This window comes from Acetilactobacillus jinshanensis (genome assembly GCF_004359375.1).
Classification (GTDB): domain Bacteria; phylum Bacillota; class Bacilli; order Lactobacillales; family Lactobacillaceae; genus Acetilactobacillus; species Acetilactobacillus jinshanensis.
The window spans coordinates 1,428,122-1,454,161 of record NZ_CP034726.1 but is presented as its reverse complement, the minus strand read 5'-3'; the positions used below and the strand labels follow the sequence as shown (position 1 = coordinate 1,454,161).

General features: G+C 39.6%; 27 protein-coding genes, 1 other RNA gene and 1 other annotated feature. Of the genes, 25 read left to right on the top strand and 3 right to left on the bottom strand.

Going from position 1 to position 26,040, the window contains the following annotated elements; translation table 11 throughout:
* Nucleotides 1-61: 61 nt before the first annotated feature.
* The 6 genes from nusG (at nt 62) to mprF (ending at nt 5,853) form a co-directional block, all read left to right on the top strand.
* Complete coding sequence (gene nusG / locus ELX58_RS07005) at nt 62-625, top strand: transcription termination/antitermination protein NusG (protein ID WP_133442404.1); 564 nt, start codon at nt 62-64, stop codon at nt 623-625.
* Nucleotides 626-748: 123 nt separating this feature from the next.
* The gene (gene rplK / locus ELX58_RS07000) at nt 749-1,171 is read left to right on the top strand and encodes a 50S ribosomal protein L11 (protein ID WP_133442403.1); all 423 of its coding nucleotides are present in this window, start codon (nt 749-751) and stop codon (nt 1,169-1,171) included.
* Between the two features lie 82 nt (nt 1,172-1,253).
* Nucleotides 1,254-1,952, top strand: coding sequence for a 50S ribosomal protein L1 (rplA, locus tag ELX58_RS06995; RefSeq protein ID WP_133442402.1), 699 nt, complete (start codon nt 1,254-1,256; stop codon nt 1,950-1,952).
* Between the two features lie 59 nt (nt 1,953-2,011).
* Nucleotides 2,012-2,141 (top strand) — a sequence feature (ribosomal protein L10 leader region).
* A 45-nt stretch (nt 2,142-2,186) separates the two neighbouring features.
* Entirely contained in the window at nt 2,187-2,702 is a 516-nt protein-coding gene (gene rplJ, locus ELX58_RS06990) for a 50S ribosomal protein L10 (protein WP_133442401.1), read from the top strand.
* Between the two features lie 40 nt (nt 2,703-2,742).
* On the top strand, nt 2,743-3,111 hold the full coding sequence (rplL, locus tag ELX58_RS06985) for a 50S ribosomal protein L7/L12 (RefSeq protein WP_133442400.1): 369 nt from the start codon (nt 2,743-2,745) through the stop codon (nt 3,109-3,111).
* 138 nt (nt 3,112-3,249) lie between these two features.
* Nucleotides 3,250-5,853, top strand: a complete 2,604-nt coding sequence (mprF, locus tag ELX58_RS06980) for a bifunctional lysylphosphatidylglycerol flippase/synthetase MprF (RefSeq protein WP_133442399.1) — start codon at nt 3,250-3,252, stop codon at nt 5,851-5,853.
* Nucleotides 5,854-5,934: 81 nt separating this feature from the next.
* Here the strand turns inward: mprF and nrdF are convergent, their stop codons facing one another.
* Both nrdF and nrdE read right to left on the bottom strand, forming a co-directional pair.
* Nucleotides 5,935-7,047, bottom strand: coding sequence for a class 1b ribonucleoside-diphosphate reductase subunit beta (nrdF, locus tag ELX58_RS06975; protein ID WP_133442398.1), 1,113 nt, complete (start codon nt 7,045-7,047; stop codon nt 5,935-5,937).
* A 167-nt stretch (nt 7,048-7,214) separates the two neighbouring features.
* Complete coding sequence (gene nrdE / locus ELX58_RS06970) at nt 7,215-9,383, bottom strand: class 1b ribonucleoside-diphosphate reductase subunit alpha (RefSeq protein WP_133442397.1); 2,169 nt, start codon at nt 9,381-9,383, stop codon at nt 7,215-7,217.
* A gap of 266 nt (nt 9,384-9,649) precedes the next feature.
* On the opposite strand from nrdE, the gene ELX58_RS06965 reads away from it, so the two are divergent.
* From ELX58_RS06965 to ELX58_RS06885, 17 genes are all read left to right on the top strand, one after another.
* Nucleotides 9,650-10,255: a class I SAM-dependent methyltransferase gene (locus ELX58_RS06965; RefSeq protein ID WP_133442396.1), complete on the top strand. Its 606-nt coding sequence runs from the start codon at nt 9,650-9,652 to the stop codon at nt 10,253-10,255.
* A gap of 5 nt (nt 10,256-10,260) precedes the next feature.
* On the top strand, nt 10,261-10,713 hold the full coding sequence (locus ELX58_RS06960) for a nucleoside deaminase (protein WP_133442395.1): 453 nt from the start codon (nt 10,261-10,263) through the stop codon (nt 10,711-10,713).
* Between the two features lie 46 nt (nt 10,714-10,759).
* Nucleotides 10,760-10,859: signal recognition particle sRNA small type (ffs, locus tag ELX58_RS06955), an RNA gene on the top strand.
* Between the two features lie 156 nt (nt 10,860-11,015).
* Nucleotides 11,016-12,893, top strand: a complete 1,878-nt coding sequence (dnaX, locus tag ELX58_RS06950; protein WP_133442394.1) for a DNA polymerase III subunit gamma/tau — start codon at nt 11,016-11,018, stop codon at nt 12,891-12,893.
* Nucleotides 12,894-12,920: 27 nt separating this feature from the next.
* Nucleotides 12,921-13,232 (top strand): YbaB/EbfC family nucleoid-associated protein, encoded by a 312-nt coding sequence (locus ELX58_RS06945; RefSeq protein ID WP_133442393.1) that lies wholly within the window; start codon nt 12,921-12,923, stop codon nt 13,230-13,232.
* Nucleotides 13,233-13,257: 25 nt separating this feature from the next.
* Entirely contained in the window at nt 13,258-13,857 is a 600-nt protein-coding gene (gene recR / locus ELX58_RS06940; protein ID WP_133442392.1) for a recombination mediator RecR, read from the top strand.
* A gap of 35 nt (nt 13,858-13,892) precedes the next feature.
* Nucleotides 13,893-14,543: a dTMP kinase gene (gene tmk / locus ELX58_RS06935; protein ID WP_133442391.1), complete on the top strand. Its 651-nt coding sequence runs from the start codon at nt 13,893-13,895 to the stop codon at nt 14,541-14,543.
* Nucleotides 14,543-14,869 (top strand): cyclic-di-AMP receptor, encoded by a 327-nt coding sequence (locus ELX58_RS06930; protein WP_133442390.1) that lies wholly within the window; start codon nt 14,543-14,545, stop codon nt 14,867-14,869. The genes tmk and ELX58_RS06930 overlap by 1 nt, the downstream gene beginning before the upstream one ends.
* A gap of 20 nt (nt 14,870-14,889) precedes the next feature.
* Nucleotides 14,890-15,894, top strand: coding sequence for a DNA polymerase III subunit delta' (holB, locus tag ELX58_RS06925; RefSeq protein ID WP_133442389.1), 1,005 nt, complete (start codon nt 14,890-14,892; stop codon nt 15,892-15,894).
* A gap of 23 nt (nt 15,895-15,917) precedes the next feature.
* On the top strand, nt 15,918-16,289 hold the full coding sequence (locus ELX58_RS06920; protein ID WP_133442388.1) for a DNA replication initiation control protein YabA: 372 nt from the start codon (nt 15,918-15,920) through the stop codon (nt 16,287-16,289).
* Between the two features lie 16 nt (nt 16,290-16,305).
* Entirely contained in the window at nt 16,306-17,190 is an 885-nt protein-coding gene (rsmI, locus tag ELX58_RS06915; RefSeq protein ID WP_133442387.1) for a 16S rRNA (cytidine(1402)-2'-O)-methyltransferase, read from the top strand.
* 12 nt (nt 17,191-17,202) lie between these two features.
* On the top strand, nt 17,203-17,958 hold the full coding sequence (locus ELX58_RS06910; protein ID WP_133442386.1) for an acyl-[acyl-carrier-protein] thioesterase: 756 nt from the start codon (nt 17,203-17,205) through the stop codon (nt 17,956-17,958).
* A 49-nt stretch (nt 17,959-18,007) separates the two neighbouring features.
* The gene (gene tsaB, locus ELX58_RS06905) at nt 18,008-18,751 is read left to right on the top strand and encodes a tRNA (adenosine(37)-N6)-threonylcarbamoyltransferase complex dimerization subunit type 1 TsaB (protein ID WP_133442385.1); all 744 of its coding nucleotides are present in this window, start codon (nt 18,008-18,010) and stop codon (nt 18,749-18,751) included.
* A 37-nt stretch (nt 18,752-18,788) separates the two neighbouring features.
* Nucleotides 18,789-19,805 (top strand): tRNA (adenosine(37)-N6)-threonylcarbamoyltransferase complex transferase subunit TsaD, encoded by a 1,017-nt coding sequence (tsaD, locus tag ELX58_RS06900; protein WP_133442595.1) that lies wholly within the window; start codon nt 18,789-18,791, stop codon nt 19,803-19,805.
* A 694-nt stretch (nt 19,806-20,499) separates the two neighbouring features.
* Nucleotides 20,500-21,147 (top strand): amino acid ABC transporter permease, encoded by a 648-nt coding sequence (locus tag ELX58_RS06895; RefSeq protein ID WP_133442384.1) that lies wholly within the window; start codon nt 20,500-20,502, stop codon nt 21,145-21,147.
* A gap of 42 nt (nt 21,148-21,189) precedes the next feature.
* The gene (locus ELX58_RS06890) at nt 21,190-21,834 is read left to right on the top strand and encodes an amino acid ABC transporter ATP-binding protein (protein WP_133442383.1); all 645 of its coding nucleotides are present in this window, start codon (nt 21,190-21,192) and stop codon (nt 21,832-21,834) included.
* Between the two features lie 12 nt (nt 21,835-21,846).
* On the top strand, nt 21,847-22,710 hold the full coding sequence (locus tag ELX58_RS06885; RefSeq protein ID WP_133442382.1) for an amino acid ABC transporter substrate-binding protein: 864 nt from the start codon (nt 21,847-21,849) through the stop codon (nt 22,708-22,710).
* Nucleotides 22,711-22,784: 74 nt separating this feature from the next.
* Here ELX58_RS06885 and ELX58_RS06880 read toward each other — a convergent pair whose 3' ends face one another.
* Nucleotides 22,785-24,737 carry an ABC transporter ATP-binding protein gene (locus ELX58_RS06880; protein WP_472725415.1) on the bottom strand — a complete coding sequence of 651 codons (1,953 nt, stop codon included), beginning with the start codon at nt 24,735-24,737 and terminating at the stop codon, nt 22,785-22,787.
* A 221-nt stretch (nt 24,738-24,958) separates the two neighbouring features.
* Here ELX58_RS06880 and ELX58_RS06875 point away from each other — a divergent pair, with 221 nt between their 5' ends.
* Both ELX58_RS06875 and groES read left to right on the top strand, forming a co-directional pair.
* The gene (locus tag ELX58_RS06875) at nt 24,959-25,588 is read left to right on the top strand and encodes a redox-sensing transcriptional repressor Rex (RefSeq protein WP_133442380.1); all 630 of its coding nucleotides are present in this window, start codon (nt 24,959-24,961) and stop codon (nt 25,586-25,588) included.
* Between the two features lie 113 nt (nt 25,589-25,701).
* Entirely contained in the window at nt 25,702-25,986 is a 285-nt protein-coding gene (gene groES / locus ELX58_RS06870) for a co-chaperone GroES (protein WP_133442379.1), read from the top strand.
* Nucleotides 25,987-26,040: the final 54 nt, after the last annotated feature.

Here is a 26,040-nt window from a genome sequence, read left to right as displayed (position 1 = left end):
GTTAAGGATCGATATGATATAATTAATAGCGTTTAATTAGAGTAAAAGGAGCAAAGTTTTGATGGAATCTGCTGAAAAACCTGAAAAACGATGGTATGTCGTTCATACGTACTCTGGGTATGAAAACAGAGTTAAAGCTAACCTTGAATCCAGAGAAAAATCAATGGGAATGACTAACTACATCTTCAGAGTAGTAGTTCCCGCCACACCTGAACGTGTCACTGATAAAAAGGGTAAAAAGACACTAAAGATGGATAAGACGTTCCCAGGATACGTAATCGTTGAAATGATTATGACTGATCAATCCTGGTATATTGTCCGAAACACACCAGGTGTTACTGGGTTCTTAGGATCACACGGTCAAGGCAGTAAGCCAGTACCGTTATTAAACAGTGAAGTTAAGTTAATCTTAGATCGACTTCACGAAAAGAAACCTGAAAACGAAACCAAGTTAAATGCTAAAGTTGGTGATACCGTTACGATCACCGCTGGTGCATTTTCAGGCTTATCTGGCAAGATCACCAACATTAATGCTGATCAAGCTAAATTAAACGTTAATATCAACATGTTTGGTCGAGAAACCAATACTCAATTGAAATTCGGTGAAGTTAAACCCGTTGAATAAATATAGCCATTGTTTTTATGGTTAAATAATGTTATATTTTTCAATGTGTGTTAACTCACTTATGTGGGAGGAGAAATATTAATCTCCTTTATGACCACACACGGACTTAAGGAGGAATGTCTCGTGGCAAAAGAAGTAGCTAACGTAATTAAGTTACAAATTCCAGCAGGTAAAGCAACACCTGCTCCTCCAGTTGGACCTGCATTAGGTCAAGCTGGTATCAACATTATGGGCTTTACTAAACAATTCAATGCCAAAACTGCTAACCAGAAAGGCACTGTTGTCCCCGTTGTTATTAGTGTATATGGAGATCACACATTTTCATTCGTTGTTAAGACTCCACCAGCATCTGACTTATTAAAGAAAGCCGCCGGTGTTAAGTCTGGTTCTGGTACACCTAACACCAAGAAAGTTGGTAGTGTTACCAAGGCTGACGTTAAGAAGATCGCTCAGACTAAGCTGAAGGATCTTAACGCTAGTAGTATTGATTCAGCAATGAAGATGGTTGAAGGTACTGCTCGTAGTATGGGTATTACCGTCAAATAATATAAGCCTGATCTCTGTGCATTACTAATGCATTAGTGGAAGGTTATATTTCCGTTACAACCACAGCAAGGAGGAATTTTCGATGGCTCGTAGAAGAGGTAAAAAGTATCAAGAAGCATTGAAGCAGGTTGACTCAAGTAAAGCATATCCTGTTACCGATGCCATTAATTTAGTTAAAAAGATCGATTACGCTAAGTTTGATGCTACCGTTGAAGTTGCATTCAAATTAAACGTTGATACTAAGCAAGCTGATCAGCAGTTACGTGGTGCTTTAGTATTACCAAACGGTACTGGTAAGAAACAGACCGTTATCGTATTCGCTAAAGGTGATAACGCTAAGGCTGCTAAAGCAGCTGGTGCTGACTACGTTGGTTCTGACGACTTAGCTAAAAAGATCCAAGGCGGCTGGTTAGACTTTGATGTTGCCATTGCAACACCTGATATGATGCCAGTTGTTGGTCGTTTAGGTCGTATCTTAGGGCCTAAAGGTTTAATGCCTAACCCAAAGACTGGAACTGTTACCATGAACGTTGCTAAAGCGGTTAAGGATTCTAAGTCTGGTAAGGTTACTTACCGAACTGACCGTGATGGTAACGTTGCTGCAATCATTGGTAAAGTTTCATTTGATACTAAGAAGTTAGTCCAAAACTTTACTGCACTTGAAAACGTTATCGTTAAAAGTCGTCCAGACTCTGTCAAGGGTGATTACATCCAGAACATTTCTGTATCATCTACCTTTGGCCCTGGCGTTAAAGTTGATTTAAATTCTTTTAACAAGTAATTTTTAACAACGTTTAAAAAATCCTCATTTGAATATCTGATTAGATTATGATATATTTAATCATGTAATTAATTCTACCCAAGACTCAGGCGATCGTTGATCTCAATAATACCTGCCGAGGAATTGAATTCGAATAATCATCGATTTCTCTCTATGTCTGGGTAGGCATGGGGATTTTTTATTACCCGAATAAATTTTAAGATTAATTAATCTTTGAATTAGGAGGTGAACCTGATGAAGAAAGATGTATTAGAAGCTAAAAAGCAAGAAGTTAAAAAGTTTGCTGACTTACTTAAGAACTCTAAGTCAGCTATCGTTGTTAACTATCGTGGATTAAAAGTTGGTCAAATGACTAAGTTACGTAAGGCCTTATACAAAGCTAGCTCTAGTTTCCACGTTGTTAAGAACAATATCTTAGTTCGTGCTGCTAACGAAGTTGGTTACAAAGGCTTTGAAAAGTTCTCTAAAGGACCGACTGCCGTTGCTTTTGCTACCAAGGATCCAATCGAACCATCCAAGATTTTACTCAAGATGAGTAAGGCTACTAAGGGTGTTGTTGAATTCAAAGGTGGCGTAATTGATGGCAAAATGGTTCCTGTTAAGACCATTGAAACTTATGCTTCCTTACCAAGTCGCAAAGAATTACTGTCTACTCTTGCAAACGTATTACAAGATCCAATCAGAAAAGTTGCACTTATTGTTAAGGCTATGGCTGAAAAGAAGTCAAAGGCTGGCAATGATGCCGCTTAATTTAAAAATATCGATTTATTAATAATAGGAGGAAATTAACATGGCTTTTGATAAAGATAATATCATTTCTCAATTAAAAGAAGCTAAAATTACTGATTTAAACGATTTAGTTAAATCAATCGAAAAAGAATTCGGCGTTAAGGCTGCTGTTGCAGCTGCTCCTGCTGCCGGTGGTAACGGTAACGGTGCTGCTGCTAAGAGCGCATTTGACGTTGAATTAACTCAGCCAGGTGCAGCTAAGATCAAAGCTATCAAGGCTGTTCATGATATCACTGGCAAGGGCTTAAAGGATTCTAAAGACCTTGTTGATGGTGCTCCATCCATCTTAAAGAAGGGTGTCAAGAAGGCTGATGCTGCTAAGATGAAGAAGACCTTAGAAGCTGCCGGTTGTACCGTAACCCTTAAGTAAATCATTAACTTTTAAGATTTACACAAAAGACGTGCCGCATTCTTTAGAATGTTGCACGTCTTTTTTGTTATAAGGTATAATGTGATGTGTTCATATCTTATAACTAATTCGTTTGATCGATAGTTACGGAGGATTCCTTTGAGAACGTTATACTATAAGACCGTTAATTTTATTAATAAGCATTTTACGGCAATTAAACTTTTGTTTGCCTTATTTGTTTTAGGCGTTGTCATTTACGTTGGTTCAGGAATTATTTCTGATGTTAGTGGTCCCCAGATGCTTAAAGCATTTAGAACCCAGACACCGACCTCATTATCAATCTTATTAGTCTTAGGCTTCATATCGGTATTACCGATGTTGACCTATGACTTTTCAATGGTTGATCTGCTGCCAAGTAAGTTTAAAACGGGTTACATCGTTAAAAGTGGCTGGATCGTTAATACTTTAACTAATATTGCCGGATTTGGTGGTTTCCTTGGCGCTAGCTTACGAGCTCATTTTTACAGTAAAGGATCTTCCAAGAAGCAGATTATCTATGCGTTATCGAAAGTTGCTTTGTTCCTACTTGCTGGACTATCAACGTACTGTTTAGTTGCCTTAGTAATGATCTTTGGCTTTCACGTTGATCCGCGATTGGAACGTTACTGGTACATTCTACTAGCTGGAGGAATTTACTTCCCTGCTATCTTTATATTTACCAGGGTCAAGAACTTTAGTTTCTTTAAAGATTTAACACTTAATCGTGAACTTAAATTGATATTGGGATCCTGCTGTGAATGGGGTGGCTGTGCCGCTTTATTCATAATTATTGGTGCGTTTATGCACGTTCATGTTGATTTAGTCAGCATTTTTCCGCTGTTTATCATTGCGAACGTTGCCGGAGTTGTCTCAATGATGCCTGGGGGCCTTGGTGGCTTTGATGTTGTCATGGTCGGTGAATTAAAAGCGATGGGCCTTTCAACAAGTGCCGCATTAGTTTGGGATCTTTTGTACCGTGCTTTTTACTATATTGCACCAGTTACCGTAGGTATTATTCTATTGATTCATGATACAGGTCGTCGAATTAATAATTCGTTAGACGGCATTCCAGCGACCATTATTCAACGAACCGCTCAGATCGTGTTAACGATCTTTATGTACTTCTCAGCAATTATGATGCTGTTATTGGCAACTGTTCCTAATTTTGCTTTAGTTAATAAAGTTTATCTATCGTTGGAACCGTATACGTTTTACTTCCTTGATCAACTGACCAACATGATCTTTGCGTTTATCTTCATTGGCTTGGCCCGAGGAATTGGTTCTCGAATTAAGAAAGCGTTCTGGCCGACCGTAATTGTGATGGTAATCGCAATGGCTAATTCACTCTGGAAACAGGAATTTCCAATTAGTATGTGTGTAACCTTTGCCATCATTTTGATTTGCCTATGGTTATCCAAAGGTTGCCTATATCGTGAAAAGTTGACGTATTCATGGGGTCAGAAGATCATGGATACCATCATCTTCACGGTAACCTTTATTATTTATTCCTTTGTCGGAATTTATACACGTTATCGTTACGCATTCCTGCATTTCTCAAATACGTACCTATTTCCGTCGTACCAAGTATGGTTCGCTGGTTTCCTAGGATTATTGGTTGCCATTTTAATCGTCATCATTATTTATCGATTCTTATCTCATAAGAACGTTGCCTGGTTAAACCAGCCGTTTGACGTTAAGACGGCTAAACGAGTTCGGAACGTTATTAATAAATACGGTGGTAACGAAATTAGTCATCTGGCCTTTATGCGTGATAAACAGATTTACTTCTATCGTGAAAATCATCAGGATCAGTTGTTCTTCATGTTCAAACAGAAGGCTAATAAGTTAGTTATCATGGGTGAACCCGTCGGTAACCGAGCCAAAATGGATCCAGCCGTTGACCAATTTATGAACGATGCTGATAAATTAGGCATGTCACTAGTCTTTTATGAAGTTGGTGAACGGTTTACGATGCTGCTTCATGAAAAGGGCTTTGACTTTACGAAGTTCGGTGAAGAAGGCTTTGTTGATCTACAAAACTTTAGTTTAGCTGGTAGTAAACATCGTGGTGACCGAGCTCTAATGCATAAATTTGAGCGAAAGCATTATCAGTTCGAGATTGTTAAACCACCGTTTAAGCCTGAATTTTTGAAGACTTTGCGTCACATTTCTGATGACTGGTTAGACGGTAATCAAGAAAAGGGCTTCTCGTTAGGTTACTTTGATGATTATTACTTAAGTCAGGCCCCAATTGCGATCATGAAGGATCCGAAAGGTAAGATCATTTCATTTGCTAATCTGATGCCCAACGGCAATCATAATGTAACTTCAATTGATTTGATGAGATCACTGAAGAGTGCGCCATCCGGGATAATGGATGGCATCTTCATCACGTTGTTCAAGAAGGCACGTGATGATGGGTACCAAATTTTTAACTTAGGGATGGCTCCGCTATCTAACGTTGGTGAATCCAAGTTTAGTTTCGTTGATGAACGGTTAGCTCATTTGATCTTCAAGTATGGTTATAAATTCTACAGTTTCAAGGGATTACGGGACTATAAGAACAAGTTCGTATCCGATTGGAAACCTAGATATATCGTATATCGAAAGCGCAGCTCGCTGATTTTTACCATGCTTCAGCTCTTATTATTAGTTAACCAGCACGTCAACAAGAAGGATAAACATCCGTCATTGATCCAGATCTTTTCTAATAATAATGAATAATTAAATTAGAAAATTGTAAAATAAAAAGTTCTGAAAATTAATATTTTCAGAACTTTTTTGTTACTTTAAATTATTTAAAATTTAGTTATTTTTATGGTTCTTTTTAGCTTGTTCCTTAGCTCGCTTAGCTTCACGAGTCTTCTGTGGATCCTTGAATAAGTCTTTCTTAGAAACTTTAAGGTCGTTTCCAGTATTCTTATCGTTAGGATAGAAGAACTTACCTAAGTCTTTCTTCGGACGACCAATATCGTAATCACTGTTGTTCATGGCTTCAACTTGGCCTAAACGGTAACCATTACCAACCTGTGAGAAGAAGTCATGGTTAGCGGTAGTCGTTGAAATTCCGTTCATAACGATTGGATCGACATCTTTAGCGGTATCGGGGAATAACGGGTCCTGGCCTAAGTTCATCAAAGCCTTGTTGGCGTTGTAACGAATAAAGGTTAAGACTTTGCCAGTCCAGCCGACTTGATCATAAAGTAAGTGGGTGTACTTAACTTCGTTTTCGTAAAGTGCGTATAAGAAGTCATACATCCAGTCTTTGATACGCTGCTGTTCAGGCTTGTCTAACTGGTTAAAACCAATCTGGAATTTGTAACCAATGTAGGTACCATGGACAGATTCATCACGAAGAATTAACTTGATGATTTCGGCAACGTTAGGTAACTTATTATGACCTAAGTACCAGAGTGGGGTGAAGAAACCAGAGTAGAATAGGAAGGTTTCTAAGAATACACTTGAAATTTTCTTCTTTAACGGGTCTTCATCGTCATGGTAAAGTTCATAAATGCGTTTAGCTTTGTTCTGTAAGAATTCTTCAGTATCACTCCAGTTAAAGATTTCTGCGATTTCATCGGGAGTGTTTAACGTGGAGAAAATGGAAGAATAACTTTTGGCATGGACTGATTCCATAAACTGAATATTGTTAAGAACGGCGGTTTCTTGTTGCGTACGAACGTCTTTACGTAATGCGGCCATCCCATCTTGAGACTGAAGGGTATCCAATAACGTTAATCCACCAAAGACATGGCTGACGACCCAACGGTGGTCATCGTCTAATGAACGCCAGTCTTTTAAATCATTGGATAACGGAATACGGGTATCTAACCAGAATTGTTCAGTTAGCTTTTCCCAAGTGGCTTTATCGATTTCGTCACTGATGTCATTCCAGTTGATCGCTTTGTAGTTATTCATTGAAAATCTCCTTAATTACTAATTATTGTGAAGTAATTGATTAATATACATCTATTATACCTTTTTCGATAGTATCTAGTATATCAAAAAAGTCGTTGTTAATCGACCGTTATCCTTAATGTTAAACGGATTGGACTAACAACGACTTGATTTAAATTTGGTTTGAATTAAATTTCACAACTCTTACATTGATTAGCACCAATTTCTTGCTTATCATCCGTAAAGGTTCGAACATAGTAGATCGACTTAATACCCTTATAGAAAGCGTAGTTTCTGATGATATTAAGATCACGCGTTGTCATCTTCTGCGTCTTATCGTGCTTCTTCCAAGGGTAAAGACCTTTTGGAATGGTGGAACGCATGAACATCGTCATACTCATACTTTGATCAACGTGTTGTTGAGCGGCGGCATAAGTATCGATGACCTTACACATGTTGATGTCATAAGCAGACTGATAGTACGGTAACGTATCGTTTGATAAGTACGGTGCTGGGTAATAAATCTTACCGGTCTTGGATTCATAACGTTCTTCAATCCGGTCAATGATTGGATGGATACTAGCGGTCGTATCGTTAATGTATGAAATAGAACCATTTGGTGCGATGGCCATGCGGTTCTGGTTATATAAACCATACTTCATGACTTCATCACGTAACTGTTTCCAGTCATCCTGATTTGGAATGAAGATGCCCTTAAATAGTTCTTTGGTGCGCTTTAATTGTGGTCCCCAGTACTTAGTTACGTACTTGTCAAAGTAGCTGCCATCGGCATATTTACTCTTCTTAAAGTTATAAAAGGTCTGATGACGTTCCTTAGCGATCTGGCACGATGTCTTTAAGGTCCAGTAGTTCAATAACATGAAGTAAACGCTGGTAAATTCAACGGCAACTTTGGAACCGTAGTAAATGTGGTTCTTAGCTAAGTAACCATGAAGGCCCATGCCACCTAAACCGATGGAATGAGATTTACGGTTACCGTTTTGAACTGGCGGAACCACGCTGATGTTGGAATGATCAGTGACGAACGTTAACGCACGGGTCATAGCTTCAACGGATTTACCAAAGTTAGGTGATGCCATCAAGTTAACGATGTTAGTGGATCCTAAGTTACAGGAAACATCGGTCCCTAACTTAGCAAAGTGCTGTTCGTCATCAACAACAGATGGCTTCATAACCTGCATGATTTCGGAACAAAGGTTACTCATGACAATCTTACCGTCGATCGGATTATCACGGTTAGCGGTATCAATGTTCATGATGTATGGGTAACCGGATTCCTGCTGAAGCATACTGATGTCATCTTCTAATTCTCGAGCTGGCATGTGCTTTTTGTGGATCTTTGGGTTAGCTACCATCTTGTCGTATTCCTTGGTGATGTCAACGTATGAGAACGGAACTCCGTAAACCCGTTGAACGTCGTAAGGACTGAACATGTACATTTCTTTATCTTCACGGCAAAGCTGGTAGAATTTATCAGGAACCGTAATTCCTAATGACAAGGTGTTAACACGAATCTTTTCATCGGCGTTTTCTTTCTTGGCACCTAAGAAAGCTTTGATGTCAGGATGGAAGACGCTTAGGTAAACGACTCCGGCACCTTGACGCTGACCTAATTGGTTGGAGTATGAAAAACTATCTTCTAATAGTTTCATAACCGGGACAACACCACTTGCGGCCCCGCGAATCTTTTTGATCGGGTCACCGGCGGCACGTAAATTGGATAAGTTGATTCCAACACCACCACCGATTTTGGATAACTGTAAGGCCGAGTTAATGGTTCGACCGATCGTGTTCATGTTATCAGTGGTTTGGATTAAGAAGCACGATACGAATTCACCACGACGCTTACGACCAGCATTCAAGAAACTTGGCGTAGCGGGTTGGTAACGTTGATGGATCATTTCCGAAGCGATTTCCATACATAATTTCTGGTTACCGTCAGCGAATAATAATGCGTTGGCAGCAACTCGGTCGATGTAATTTTCTAAATAGTATTCATTGTCGTTGGTCTTAAGCGTATATTGAACGTAGTATTTGTAAGCGGCCATGAATGATTTGAAATGAAAATGCTGAGATTTAAGATAACGGTATAATTTCTTGATGAATGAGAACGGGTATTTTTTAATGAATCCCGATTCGATATAATCATGGGAAATTAAGTAGTCAATTCGATCCTTAAGAGATTTGAAACGAATGGTATTGGGTTCAACGTTTTCTTTTAAGAATGCGTGTAGAGCTTCCTGATCCTTATCTAATTGGATTTTACCGTGTGACGGGATGTTAATTTCGTTATTGAGTTCGAAGTAGGACACGTTGTGTAACTTACTTAATGCCATTAGATAGTCCCCTTTAAGTGAAAAATTGGCAAAATAGGTGGAATCATCTAATGATTCCACCATTTATACGACGATTGAGTTATGATCCGCAAGTTAAAAATGCAGATTTTTAATTTAATTTTGAAACTCGTTTACAATTAAAAGTGTACATCAGATGAATAAAAATTCAATTTGAGCTAATGCCATATTTAGTGTGAAAATGGTATGAAAGCACTAAATATAGTGCAAAAACTCGAATTAAAAATAAATTTGAAAGTTGGCAAACGATGGCTGAATATTATTATTCTAAGAATCCACACGTCCATCATCAGATTCGAAAATGGACCTTTAAATTATTAGGAAATGACCTTCAATTTGAAAGTGATAACGGTGTGTTTTCTAAGTACACCGTGGACTACGGATCACGGGTGATTATTAAATATACCGATGTCAATAAGATGCCACAGGGCGACATTCTTGATCTAGGCTGTGGCTACGGTCCAATTGGGATCGCTTTAGCTAAAGCTAATCCAGATCGAAAATTCTTGTTGACTGACGTAAATAATTTGGCTCTGGATCTGGCCCGTAAAAACGTAAAACTGAATCATTTAAATAACGTTAAAGTCGCTAGTTCCGATATTTATCAGAATATCGACCAAAAGTTTGCGGGGATCGTGACGAACCCACCGATTAGAGCTGGCAAAAAGGTCGTTATGACGATCTTAACGAAGGCTAAAGATCATCTGTTACCAAACGGAACTTTAACTGCTGTCGTTCGCCGTAAGCAGGGTGAACCATCCGCAAAACGAGCCATGACGAAGACTTATGGCAACTGCCAAATCGTTAAACGTGATAAAGGTTATTATATCTTAGAAAGTATTTTTCGAGGGTGAATTCAATGGATCAGAACGTTAAAAAATTTATGAAGCTGGCGTTGCAGCAAGCTGACTATTCGGCATTGATCAACGAAGTGCCGATTGGCGCCGTTGTCGTCCACGATGGTAAAGTAATCGGTACGGGTCATAACTTGCGTGAAATGTCTCAGGATGCCTTAGGTCATGCCGAAATTTATGCCATTCATGAAGCCTGTGATACGTTGCATAGCTGGCGGTTAGACGATTGTGACATCTACGTCACGATTGAACCGTGCATCATGTGTGCTGGGGCAATTGTTAACGCTCGAATGCGTCATCTATATTATGGTGCTCCAGACCCGAAATTTGGTGGTGTTGACAGTTTGTATCATATTCCAACGGACAAACGGTTAAACCATCAGGTGGCCGTTACAAGTGGTATCTATCGTGAACAAGCTGTTAATAAGATGCGAAACTTCTTCCGTCAGCGTCGATAATTGTGACTGGACAAATTTTACAAAATACGCTATTATTAATAATGCCGAAAGGCCCTGAAGCAAAGGTGTCCTTATGAACTGTGTCAGGCCCGAGAGGGAGCAGCACTAAGTAAGACTCACCCTGTGCTTCTCGTTGATTTGAAATTAATTTTTTAATAAAGAGGAAGGCTCTTAGCTATTAAATTAGTTAAGAGCCTTTTGTCATCTCAACTTGAAATTTAGATCTCGATGTAGATTTAAAGCGGCTGAAATAATATAATTTAGAAGTAGTAGGAATTTGGGTTTTATGAAAGGAAATCACCATGAGTTACCGAGCTTTATACCGAGTTTGGCGTCCTCAGCGGTTTGATGAACTGATTGGTCAGCAGGTAATTACGCAGACGCTTAAAAACGCGATTACCACGGGTCAAATCAGTCATGCTTATCTGTTTGCTGGTCCCCGAGGGACCGGTAAGACTTCGGCAGCCAAGATTTTTGCCAAGGCCGTTAACTGTCCTAACCAAAAGGATGGCGAACCTTGCAATCACTGCCCGATCTGTAAAGCAATTACCGCTGGTAAACTGAACGATGTGATTGAAATCGATGCCGCATCCAATAATGGTGTCGATGAAATCCGAAACGTCCGTGATAAAGCTAAATATGCGCCAACCCAGGCTAAATATAAGGTGTACATCATTGATGAAGTCCACATGTTGTCAACCGGAGCCTTTAACGCCTTATTAAAGACCTTAGAAGAACCGCCGGCTCACGTGATTTTTATCATGGCAACGACGGAGCCCCAAAAGATTCCTGCCACTATTATTTCAAGAACGCAGCGGTTTAATTTCCAGCGAATTCAGCCCGCCGATATCCTTTCCAGAATGCAGTACATTCTAAAGCATGAAAAGGTTACCTATGATGACAAGGCCCTTAAGGTAATTGCCCGATCCGCTGAAGGTGGGATGCGTGACGCCTTAAGTATCCTGGACGAAGTAATGTCTTACGGTAAGGATCACGTCAGTTATCATAATGCGTTGGAAGTTACCGGAAGTGTCACTAAAGACTTACTTTATCGATATTTAAAGGAAGTCGCTGATCACGACGTTAAAGATGCCTTAGCAGATGTTCAACAGATTTTAGATTCTGGTAAAGATGCTAATCAATTCGTTGAAGAGTTGATTAACTACTGTCAGGACATCTTACTGTATCAACAGTCGCCGCAAATGGTCCTTAAAAAAGAACTCGGAATTGTTGATGATAATTTTAAAAATTTAGCTAAAAAGATTAACCCCGATTTGATCTATAAGATTATCGGTCGAGTGGATTCCGTTGAAGAGCGAATGCGGTTTACGGTTCATCCGGACGTTTATCTAGAAGTCCTTACGGTTCGAATCGCTACGATTCATAATCAATCTTCGCAGAGTTCACAGGTGAATAGTAAGACGGATGAAGCGATCACTGATTTAGCCCATCAGGTTAATGATTTGAAGACTAAGGTCGAATGGCTGCAAAGTCATCGTACGGCTCCAGCATCTTCAAATTCAGCTCAAGCTAGTCATCAGCAATCTTCAAGTCAGACGACTTCTGAAAGTCCATCATCCAGGTCAGTTAACGTTGACTTGGCTAAGGTATACCCAATCCTGAATAAGGCGACGCGTCCAGATCTTAATCGGATGAAATCAGCTTGGAACCAGATCGTCAGGAAGTTGCCGGTTACTGAACGGGCCATGATGAGTGTTTCTAAACCGGTTGCCGCCAGTAAGAAGGGCATTGTGGTTGCGTTTGCCTATTCATTTTTCTATGAACGAGCTAGCGAAAACCAAAATCTGATTAATACGTTAAGTAGTGATTTAGACCAGATCGTTGGTAATTTACCGTCAGTTGTCTTTGTACCTGATGATCAGTGGCCAAAGATTCGCCGAGATTATTACATGAAGCACCGGCCGCAGGTAGTTAAAAACAGGACACCATCAGTGAGATCCGCTGATTCGGTAGCGACAACGCCAAAATCGCAGCCATCGTCTGTTGTGTCAGTTAGCCACTCGAATTCACAGCTGATGTCATCTTCAGCTCAGGTGTCATCCGTAGCACCTCAGTCGTCAGAAAGTCCAAAGAAAAAACGAGCTCGTTTGAGTAAGCAAAAAGCCGTCAAAATATTTGGTAAAGATATTAACAAAATTCTAAAAATCAAAGATGATTAAAGTTTTAATTAAAGGGGAAGATACGATATGATGCGTGGAATGAACATGGGTAAAATGATGAAACAGGTTAAGAAGCTCCAGAAACAAATGGGCTCCGATCAGCGAAACATCAACCAACAAGAATTTGTTGGTAAGTCACCCGAAAATTTAGTTACGGTAACCTTTACAGGTGATCATCAGATGCAAGACATCAAGATGGACCCTAAGGCCATTGATCCAAAGGATCCTGACACGTTATCCGATTTGATCGTTAGCGCAACTAACGATGCCATGAAGAAGATTGATAGTGCAACCAAGAATGCGCTAGGCAAATACACCAAAAACATTCCTGGAATGTAATCATTAAAAATGGGAAGGTAATTAAATGCAGTATCCTGAACCCATTGCTAGATTAATCAGTAGTTACATGCGTCTACCAGGGATTGGTCGTAAGACTGCGATTCGATTAGCGTACTTTACGGTCAATATGAATAAAGACGACGTTAAGAACTTTGCTCAGGCATTAATTGATGTCAAAGATAAATTAACGTACTGTTCAATTTGCGGTAACCTTACTGAAACGGATCCATGTGAGATCTGTAAAGATCCACGTCGTGACCGTTCGAAGATTTTAGTTGTTGAACACCCAAAAGACGTAATGGTAATGGAGAAAATGAAGGATTATCATGGTTTATACCACGTTTTGCATGGCGTTCTATCACCGATGGAAGGCCGTGGACCGCAAGACCTAAACATTAAATCGTTACTCAAACGCCTTCAGAAAAATTCAAAGGTTAACGAAGTTATCATTGCTACCAATGCAACGCCTGAAGGTGAAGCTACGGCAATGTACCTATCGAAGTTGATCAAGCCCGCTGGAATTAAAGTTACTCGTTTAGCACATGGATTATCTGCTGGCAGTGATATTGAATATGCCGATGAAATGACTCTGTACCGAGCCATGAAGGATCGCACTCAGATGTAATTCGACTTGATCATAATTAATTGAGGCAAGTAGATATGAAAGGTAAATTTATTTCGTTTGAAGGATCCGACGGGGCCGGTAAAACAACGGCGTTAAGTCGGGTTTTTAAATTAATTCGACCGACGTCGGGGATGGCTCCGTTGATTACCCGTGAACCAGGTGGAGATCGAATTGCTGAAGAAATTCGCCACGTAATCCTTGATCCTGATAACACCGCAATGGATGCTAAGACCGAAGCATTATTGTACGCGGCTGCTCGACGTCAACACGTTGTTCAGGACATCGTTCCGGCACTTAAAACTGGTCGGACGGTTCTGTGTGATCGTTACGTTGACAGTTCAGTCGCTTATCAAGGTGGTGGTCGTCAGCTAGGTTTTAAACCAATCCTAAAGTTGAACCAGTACGCAACCGGTGGATTGGAACCGGACCTAACGATTTACTTTAAAATTCCGGCTAAAGTTGGTTTAGATCGGATTCAGAATCATCGCCAAAATAAAATGGATCGTTTGGATCAAGAAAAGTTAGGTTTCCATCAGCGGGTTAATAATGCATATGATCAATTAGCTAAAGCTAATTCAAATCGAATTAAGGTTATTAATGCGGATCAAGATGTTGAGCACGTCGTTGCTGATGTTTTACGATTACTGAAGAACGACGCACACCTTAAATTTAAGGAGAATGCTTGATGAAATTAGTAATTGCGGTTGTGCAAAATAAAGATGCTTCTAAATTACTAACGGCTTTGATCAAACGGCATCTTAACGCTACTAAATTATCGACGACCGGTGGTTTCTTAAGATCTGGTAACACGACATATTTAATTGGGATTCAGGATAAACAGTTACCTGGATTACTGAAATTAATTAAACGGGTTTCTAGATCTCGCCAGCAATCCATTACTCCACCGGTTAACTTAGACGGCGGTGCCAATAACACTTCGTATCCCGTCAACGTAAAGGTTGGTGGGGCAACCGTAATGGTGTTGCCAATGGATAAGTTTTATCGCTTTTAAGTAAGTTGAGGATTTAAAGTATGAATTCAATCATAAGTGAAGCGGTCCGAAAGCAACGGACTTTAACGGGTCATTTCATGGACGTCGTTCATAATAATCAGTTATCTCACGCGTATTTACTATGTGGTGAACCCGGCTCCGGGAAATTAGCCTTAGCGTTAACCATCACGATGCGGTTGTTCTGTAAGCGGGTTGATCAGAATTACCCGTGCGGCAAGTGTAATGAATGCATGCGGATTACCAAGCATGAACATCCTGACGTAGTATTAATTAGTCCACGTGGCCAAAGCATTAAAATTGACCAGATTCGTTACCTTAAAGCTGAATTCTCAAAGAGTGCCGTTGAAGGTAACCTAAAGGTCTTCATTATTAACGATGCCGACCGAATGACAGTTAGTGCGGCCAATAGCCTGTTAAAATTCATTGAAGAACCGTCAGGAAACGTCGTTTCATTTTTACTAACGAACGATAAATCGGCAATCTTGCCAACGATCGTTTCACGAACCCAGGTCGTCGAATTGCCATCAGTTCCGAAAAAGGTCTTTTTTAATGAATTGAAAGCCGCAGATGTAAACCCAAGTCAATATAATTTACTGGCCGTTTTAACCAATGACGTTGGTACCGCTAAGAAGTGGAACGCAGGTGATTGGTTCGGGACTTTACAAAAGGCCATCGGAACTTGGTTCAAACAGATTGAACAAGGTAACCTAATGGCGTATCCATTGGTCCAAATCAGTATCATGCCGCTAATTCATAATCATCATGACCGTGAAATTACGGCTGAAATGATGATTCAAATCTGGTGTGACGTGATGAACGTTAAGTTTGAGAATACACCTCGACAGGATTTGAAATTTCCGCAGAATTATGACGAAATTACTAAAGTTGCCAAGCGGATTACAACGGATCAATTATTGAATATAATTGATATGACGTTAGAAACCCATCAATTATTAACGGAAAACGTTAATTTTCAGAATATTTTAGAAATGATGACATTGAAAACATTAGCCTGGTTAAAATGACTTGGTAAAGAGGTGACACCGGATTGGATGATCGACAATTATACGAAGGTTTTAAGAGTATGGAAGCTCAGACACAGTTAATGCTGACTAAATTTTCTGAACTCCGTGAAGGGGTTACGCGAATTTTAGAAGAAAATTCCGAATTGAAGATTGAAAATCAGCATTTACGTGCTGTCCTAGGCAAAAAACATCGAGCTGTTGAAAAAAAGACGCCCAAAAAGGGTCCGCAATTGACTAAATCACGCCAGAATTTACTTAAGTTATATAACCAGGGCTTTCATGTTTGTAATCAATTTTTTGGTAAACATCGTGATAAGAACGAAAATTGTCTTTTCTGTAATAAGATCCTGTTTTGGAACAGCAGTGATGATCACGACAAGCGAACTCAGAAGTAATTAGGGGGAATTGGCTTTGGAAATCCAGCGTAGTTTTAGTCCAGCATCAACGGGAAAGTTATATTTAGTACCCACCCCAATTGGTAATTTAGAGGACGTTACCATTCGGCAGCTCCACGTCTATAAAGCTGTGGATTTGATTGCTGCCGAAGACACGCGTCATACCAAGATGCTGCTTAATCGGTATCACATTCATACGCCCGAAATTAGTCTTCATCAGCATAATTACGCAACCCGGGTCCCTGAATTAATTCAAAAATTAAAGTCTGGAGTTACAATTGCTCAATCTAGTGATGCTGGGATGCCATCAATTAGTGATCCAGGTCATGAATTAGTGGTGGCTTGCGTTAAGGCTCACATCCCAGTAATTCCGTTACCGGGACCCACCGCTGGGATGACCGGTTTAATTGCCTCTGGATTATCCCCACAGCCGTTTTATTTTTACGGTTTTCTGGACCGTAAGCAGCACGAACAGATGGATGAATTAAAGCGGCTCAATCACCGTCGCGAAACCATGATCATTTATGAAGCACCTCATCGGTTAAAAAAGACTTTGAAAAATATGGTGAAGGCCTTTGGTGAAAGCCGACGTGCCGTGATCTGTCGTGAATTGACGAAGCGGTTTGAAGAATTTTACCGTGGCACGTTAGCTGAACTATACCAATGGACAGCTAGTCATCAGGTTCGTGGTGAATTCGTCATCATAATTGATGGTAATCATGCGGCACATCAGATTGAAAACGCCGCCCAAAAGCTGGATAACCTTACCATTGATCAGCAGGTTGATTACTTCGTTAAGCAGGGGATCAAGCCTAATCACGCCATCAAAAAGGTCGCTAAGATTCATAATCTAAAGCGACAGGATGTTTATGATCATTATCATCACATCAAGAAATCATAAAGGGAATTAACTATGAAGCCAAATCTTTATCAAGAAAAACATCGAATTATGTATTACGAAACCGATATGACCAGTCGGTTAAGTTTAGGGATGTTATTAAACTTAGCTGTACTAGTATCGGAAGATCAGATTGACCATTTACACGTGGGCACCCAGTTACTTCAGGGTGACCACATTGGCTGGGTCGTGATCCAGTATTCGATCCACGTTAACCGGTTACCAAAGAATAACGAAGTGGTAACCTTATCAACCCAGTCCAAGTACTATAATCAATTCTTAGCCGAACGTGAATTTTTGATTAAGGATGCGTCAGGTAAAGTATGCGCGAAGATTGACAGTAACTGGATCCTACTTAATTTACGAACACGAAAGTTAATTTTGATTAAGCCTGATTTAATTAAACCGTACGGTGCCCAATTAGTTCCCGTCTTGCCACATTTACGGCGCCCTTACCCAATTAAGAATCAGCATGACACGGTTAGTCGAATTTATCGGGTGCGCTACAGTGACATTGACATTAATCATCATGTCAATAACGCTAAGTATTTAAATTGGATGTGCGACGTTTTAAAGCCTTATTTCTTGGTCCAGCACGTTCCGCAGGATATCAACATTAAGTTTAGTCACGAAGTTAAGTACGGCACTAACGTAACCAGTCGAGTTAAGATGATTAAACAGGATTCAAACACCGTATTTACAAGGCATGAAATCACGTCTAATCACCAAATTTCAGCCGTAGCTAACGTTAAATGGATCCATAAGAATTAATAATAATGATATATAATAAAATTAAAATTTTGTTCGAGGAGATAAACCAATGGAAGTATTAGCATTAGATACTTCTAACCGGCCGCTTAGCGTAGCGGTATTAGAAGATCACCGAATTTTATCAACGATGACGACTACCGTCAATCGAATGCATTCGAAAGAATTATTACCGATTATTAAACGGTTGATGAGTCATTCTGGATTAGAACCGGAAGATTTAACTAGAGTTGTCGTGGCTAGTGGACCCGGTTCTTATACCGGCGTTAGAATTGCTTGTACAACGGCTAAAGTTCTGGCTTTTTGCTTGGGAATTGATTTAGTCAGCGTTTCAAGTTTAAAGACGTTGGCCCTTAATTTATCAGCTGACGAAGGTGCTTTGGTTAACCCCGTTTTTGATGCTCGTAACGAAAACATGTACACCGGACTTTACCGGATTAAGAACCATATGCCGGTACCGGTAATTAAAGATCAGCATATTCCATTAGTTAACTGGCTTGCCGAATTAAAGAAGATCAAAGAACCGATCATCGGGATCGGGGATGCCGATCATTTTAAGGCTCAGTATCAGAAAGCTTTAGGCAAGCAAATCGATTTTGCGATTGGGATGGATAATTTACCCCAGGCTAGTGCTTTAGGTCGGTATGGTGAAACCCAGAAACCGGTCAAGGACGTTAACGCCTTTCTACCAAATTACTTACGTTTAACACCGGTTCAGGCTCGCTGGTTGAAGAAGCATCCTAACGCCAGTCGTAAACCTGGTAACTATGTTGATATGTATCGCGCTGAAATTTAGCTAAAGTGAAGTGTTGAATTTGAAACGAAATCTAATAATGTCTTTTGAATCCAGTTGTGATGAAACTAGTGTCGCCATCGTTGAAAACGGCCACAAGATTTTATCCAACGTGGTCGCCACTCAGATTCCAAGTCATAAGCGATTTGGTGGTGTCGTTCCTGAAGTCGCTAGCCGTCATCACATTGAAATGATTACGTACTGTATCCGTGACGCCATGAAAGAAGCTGGCGTTAACTATAGCGATTTAGATGCCGTTGCCGTCACGTACGGTCCCGGACTAGTTGGTGCACTATTGATTGGTGTTACCGCAGCTAAAACGATTGCCTGGGCTCATCATTTACCGTTAATCCCAGTTAATCATTTAGCTGGCCATATTTACGCAGCTCGTTTTATCAAACCGATTGTCTTTCCCGCAATGGCCCTAGTAGTTTCCGGTGGTCATACCGAATTAGTATCGATGCCAAAGGAAGGCCAGTTCGAGATTATTGGTGAAACCCGTGATGACGCAGCTGGTGAAGTTTATGATAAAGTCGGTCGAGTTATGGGAATTACATATCCAGCCGGACCTGACGTTGATAAGTTAGCCCATGAAGGTCATGACACGTTCCATTTTCCACGTGCTATGGAAAAGGCTCCGAATTATGACTTCAGTTTTAGTGGTCTAAAGAGTGCGTTCTTAAACACCGTTCATCATGCCCATCAGGTTGGTAAGACCTTAAATAAAGCTGATTTATCAGCTAGTTTTCAAGCTGCTGTAGTTGACGTGCTAGTCCATAAGACTAGGAAAGCTTTAAAAGCCCATCCTGTTAAGCAGCTAATTTTAGGTGGCGGGGTTGCTGCCAACCTAGGTCTACGTTCACACTTGAAGGCCATGTTAGCTAAAGATTTTCCACACACCGAATTCTTGAAAGCACCACGGAAATTATGTGGTGATAACGCCGCAATGATTGGTGGTGCCGCTTACGTCTTCTATAAAGAAAAGAAGTTTGCCGGTGCTGATTTGAATGCTGATCCGGGCCTTGAATTTAAATGGGCTCCAGGTGCCGAAGAATAGTCTTTAATTTAAAACGATTATGAATAATTTAGCCAAACAGATTCTATGCAGACTGGATAGTATATGTTTGGCTTTTTTGCTCTATTAGCATTGATCATAAATGGTTGACTTATGGGTAATTACATAACCTTTTAATAAAATATAGATTATTTTTAATGAATTGAGGAAACATTCTTTACATCTATCTAAAATAATGTTTTAATATTAAACGTAAAATGATATTCAAATGAATATCAATATAAAAGTTTTGAACAGGAACTTAACTATCTTCGGTGTCCAGAGAGCTTCGCTGATGGAATGAAGCGATCTAAGTAGTTATCCACGCCTGTGAACTATTTCTCTGAAGACTAGTAGGAGAGATCGATATGCTCGTTATCGCAGGAGTTTAATTTCTTTGACTATTAAACTTCTTAAGCTAACGCACGTGAGTACGTTAGAAACATGAGGTGGAACAGCGCTTTGTACGCCCTCATAGGTCGTTATGATCTATGAGGGCTTTTTTAATGGTTTGATAATTTGAAGAAATTAAACTCCGTGAGCCAGCGTACGTGAGTACGTTGGAAATTGAGGTGGTACCGCGATTATGTTGATTAATAATTCGTCCTCTTGAGCTTTTGATTATGAAAGCTCAGGAGGATTTTTTTATGTAAAAGTTATTGCCGATTATTAAATGTTGAAAAAGGATGTGTACATTATGTTAAGTTACAGCATCAGTATTATGCCAGCCTTATTAAAAGGTGCTTTATTTACCATTAAGCTTTTCTTACTGACTTTAGTTTGTTCGTTACCATTAGGCTTGATTCTGGGCCTAGGTCGAACCTGTCGATTTAAACCGTTGAATAGGTTAATTGAATTTTATGATTGGATTATGCGTGGAACGCCGCTATTACTTCAAATTATTTTTGTATTTTATGGATTACCAGTTGTCAATATTGTATTCCCTCGTTTTGAAGCTGCAGCGATCGCATTAATCCTTAACTACGCAGCTTACTTTGCTGAAATCTTCCGTGGTGGTTTTCCATCGATTCCTAAAGGTCAATACGAAAGTGCTTATGTGCTTTGCTTAACTCCTGGTGAAACCGTTCGTAAAATCATAATTCCACAGGTTGTCAAAATTGTTTTACCGTCCATCGGAAATGAAGTCATTAATTTAATTAAAGATTCTTCATTAGTATACGTAATTGGTCTAGGTGACTTACTCCGTGCTGGTGATATTGCTGCTACCCGTGACGTTACCTTGGTTCCATTAATCTTAGTTGGCGCAATTTACTTAGTATTAACCGGTGTCGCATCATTTGGGTTAAAGAAAGTCGAAAATCATTACGCAACGTGGAAGTTATAAATGATGGATGTTTATCGAATTTAAATTAATGAGGTGTGTAAGATGTTAGCCATTAAAGATGTCAACAAGAGTTATGGTAATAAAAAGATTTTAAAAGACGTCAACATCGACGTTAAACAGAACGAAATTTTAGGGATTATTGGACCTTCCGGTGCTGGTAAAACCACGTTACTTCGGTGCATTACCGGTTTAGAACCTATTAATTCCGGAGAATTCACTTTAAATGGTCGGGCTTTTAACCCAAATGGTTCAAAGAAAAAATCCATGATTGGTTTGATTTTTCAAAACTATGAATTATTCCCGAATTTAACTGTAATGCAAAATATAACCTTGGCTCCTCGCTTAAGAAAGATTATGTCAGCAGGTGAAATTAAGACCCAAGCAACTAAGTTAATTAAGGACTTGGACATCTCAAACGAAAAGGATCTCTATCCTTATCAGTTATCGGGTGGTCAAAAGCAGCGGGTTGCGATCGTTCGGGCATTAATGATGAAGCCCAAGATTCTCTGTTATGATGAACCAACCAGTGCACTGGATCCAGCATTAGTCAAGACGTTAGCTGGTTTGATCTATAAACTAAAGCAGCGTGGCATGACCCAAATTATCGTTTCACATGACTTACCTTTTGCCAAGAAGGTTTCTGACCGAATTGTAAACATCAAGAAATTTAGTTGCACGGCGGAATAAGAGGTGATCATCATGAAACGATTTCTCAAAATTTTAGTTAGGATTGCGATTTTACTGTTACTCGTATGTACAGCGATTGGTGCTACCGGTTGTGAGTCTGAAGTTAAGCGCGCTAATACTCAGAATACTTGGTCTCGTATCAAACAGCGGAAGAAAGTTGTTATTGGAATCGATGAAACGTTTGTTCCCTTTGGTTACCAAAATAAAAAGGGCAAGATCGTTGGTTATGATGTAGATTTAGCTAATGCGGCCTTTAAGACGATGGGGATTAAACCCGATTTTCAACCGATTGACTGGAACATGAACACCACGGAATTAAGAAATAAGACGATCGATGTTATCTGGAACGGCTTCAGTATAACGCCTCAACGTAAACGGGTTTGTGCATTCTCTAAGCCGTATGTTTACGGTGGTTATAATATTGTTACGCTTCGTAAGAATCACATTAATAATATAAAAGATATGAATGGTAAGTCTTTAGGTGTTCAGGGAGGTTCATCTGATCAGCAAACGTTGGATCAGCAGCCCAAGATCTTAAAGGACCGCATTAAGAACCGGAAACCAATTCTTTACGGTACTTATAACGATGCCCTGTCTGATTTAAAGTCCGGTCGTGTTGATGCGCTTTTAATCGATAGTGCTAACGCTAATTATTACATTAGTCATGAATCTGATCCGGCCGAATTTAAACAGTTTAATAGTCCGTTCCCAGCTCAGTACGATGCCGTTGGCTTTCGTAAGGGTGATGTAACTCTCCGGAAGAAAGTTAATCAGGCCCTGATAAAGTTATCTAAATCTGGTAAATTAGCTAAGATTAACAAGAAGTGGTTTGGACCGAAATACAATACCAATAAGTTACCATTGCTAATTAAATAACGTTAATTTAAACTTCCTAATAATAAAAAACAGCCGATTTTAATAAATCGACTGTTTTTTGTATGTTGTGATAATTAATTAAAACGTTCTTCTAATTCGGTACCCTTAATTTCCCACTGCTTTTCAACTTTAGCGCTCTTTTGATTAATAAGATCAATTTTACTTTGAAGTTGATTTAACTTCTTGGGATCCTTTAAGATTACAGGCTTAGTCATCTTAACTTCAATCGTGTGTTTCATATGATCAAATTCGGTGATCTGATTTTCTAAATCCTGGACCTGACGAGCTAATTTCCGTTTTTGATTCCGGATTTTCTTATTTTTAACGTAGTTATGCTGGGCTTTCGATTTAAAAGTAACCGTTGGTTTGGGTTGATCCTGCTGTTTTGCCTGTTCTGCTTGAGCTTTTTGCTTTTTGTGTTCAGCAAGATCTCGTTCCTCTTCTTTTTTAGCCACGTAGTAATCGTAATTACCTAGGTATAATTTGGCGCCTTTTTTAGAGATTTCAATAATTGACGTTGCGATTTTATTAATGAAGTAACGATCATGCGAAACGAATAGGATGGTTCCCTGAAAGTGACGAAGGGCGTTTTCTAAGACTTCACGGCTGGCGATGTCTAAATGGTTGGTCGGTTCATCCAGTAACAAGAAATTACTGTGTTCCATTGATAGTTTGGTCAATTGAAGGCGGGCGGTTTCACCACCGGATAACTGACTGACTTTTTTGTTAACTTCATCACCAGAGAACAGAAAACTGCCCAAGATTGAACGGATCTTACCTTCATCGGTATTGGGATGAGCGTCCCATAACTCACCAAGCACGGTTTTATTGGGATGAAGGGTAGCCTGCTTTTGATCATAGTAGCCAATTGAAATTCCAGTTCCAAATTGAATCGTCCCAGAGATTTTTGGAATGTTATTGATGATAGTTCGTAATAACGTTGATTTACCAATCCCGTTGGGGCCAATAATCGCGATTGCCTCGCCACGTTTAACGTCGAAACTAAAGGGACCCGCAACGACATCATGATGATAGCCGACTTTTAAATGGCTAACGGTTAGCACTGATTCACCACTGGCTCGCTGAAAATTAAAACGAAAGTGGGCGACTTTTGAACTATTGATTGGTCGCTGAATTAATTTAATCTTCGCTAGTTGTTTACGACGGGATTGAGCACGGCGGGATGTTGATGCTCTAGCAATGTTCTTTTTAATGAATTCTTCATCTTGGTGGATTTTAGCCTGTTGCTTACGGTAAGCTCGCATATTCAACTTATAGCGTTTCTGCTTCTCGTGTTTGAACTGGGTATAGTTTCCATAATAGTGTTCGGTCGTTCCACCAGATAATAGATAAACTTCGTTAACGACTTTATCCAGGAAGTATCGATCATGTGATACCACTAACAATGCTCCTGAATAGCTCTTTAGATAGTTTTCTAACCAAGTGACCGTTTTAACGTCAATATGGTTAGTTGGTTCATCTAAAATTAAAAGGTCTCGTTTTTCTAACAGTAGTTTAGCGAGGGCTAGCTGCGATTGTTGACCTCCAGACAGGTCATTGATGTTGCGGTTATAGTCCTTAGCCGTAAATCCGAAACCATGAAGAACACCGCGAATTTCGGTCTTATAGCCATAACCATTTTCTTGGTTGAAATGATCCTGTAACTGATCATACGCTTTAGTGACGGCCTTTAGACGAGCCGGATCATTAATCACGTTAGGGTCACCCATCTTTAATTCAAGTTGGTTAATCTTTTTTGCTTCTTGAATTAGGTTACTAAAGACGGATTCCATTTCCTGTTTGATCGTTCGGTTGGAATGTAAACCGGTGTTTTGGGCTAGATAACCAATTCTAAGTCCATTTTTCATACTAACGTTGCCACCATCGACACCAAGTTGACCAATCAACATTTTAACTAGGGTTGATTTACCGACCCCGTTTCGACCGACTAACGCAATTCGACTGTGATCTTGAATTTTAAGATTAACATTTGTGAAAAGATTTTGACCTTCAAATCGTTTAACCAAATGCTTTGCTTGTAGAAGTAAAATTTTAGCTAGCCCCCTTTCTAATGCATATCTGTAATTATTTTATCATAAGTCAGGAGGATACCAAAGCTAATGTTAAAGTCCAAAAATAAGAGACTTTTCACAAAGTTACTTACTTTTGTTAAAATCGTATGATAGAATAATTGTAACAATCTTTCACAAAGTCTAAACTCTGTAAATGTAAAAGGAAGGTAATTAACGTGGCTAAAGCTAAAGTTCCGCGCGCTACAACAAAACGTCTGCCAATTTATTATCGATATTTGAATATTTTGCATGATCAAAATGTAAGCCGAGTTTCTTCAAGTAAATTCGCTAAGGCCGTTCAGATTGATCCAGCCACGATCCGCCGTGACTTTTCATATTTCGGTGCGTTAGGTAAACGAGGCTATGGCTATGATGTCAATCAGCTCCTCAGATTCTTTAAAAAGATTCTGCATCAGGATCATTTAGTTAACGTTGCCTTAATTGGGGTCGGTAATTTTGGCCACGCACTATTGAACTTTAATTTTCATCAGGACAGTAACGTTCGAATTGCTGCCGCATTTGATATTAAGCCGGACATTATTAATACGGTTCAGAGTGACGTTCCCGTCTATTCAATGAAAGATCTCGTTTCACAATTACGTGAACAGCAGATTGACGTTGTCATCTTAACGGTTCCTGCTAAAGCCGCTCAAAACGTTTGTAACTTAGCCATTAAAGGTGGTGCAAAGGGGATCTTGAACTTTACTCCGGTCCGCTTGGCATCGCCAGCTAACGTCCGAATTCAAAACGTTGATCTAACGAATGAACTTCAAACGTTAATCTATTTCGTAAAACGATATGATTAATTCAAATGGTTTGCATTTTCACCTAAAAGATAATATATTAAATATGTAAGTTAGCACTTAGCAATATGAGTGCTAAGTGCTAGAGATAGTATCTTAATTTTGGAGGGATTAAAGTGTTACAACCATTAGGTGATCGTGTCATTATTGAAATCACTAAGCCAAAGGAACAAACCGTTGGTGGCATCGTATTAGCAAGCAATGCTAAACAGAAGCCACAAACTGGTACTGTCGTTGCTGTTGGCCCTGGTAAGTTAGGTGCTGACGGTAAGACGATCAAGCCATCCGTTAAGAAGGGTGACGAAGTTCTTTACGACAAGTACTCTGGTACTTCCGTAAAGTACGATGGTAAATCCTTATTAGTACTTCACGATAAGGATATTGCAGCAATCGTTAAATAATCGTAATTAATTACTGAAATAAATTAAGAGTTTCATTTACATATAATTAATGGG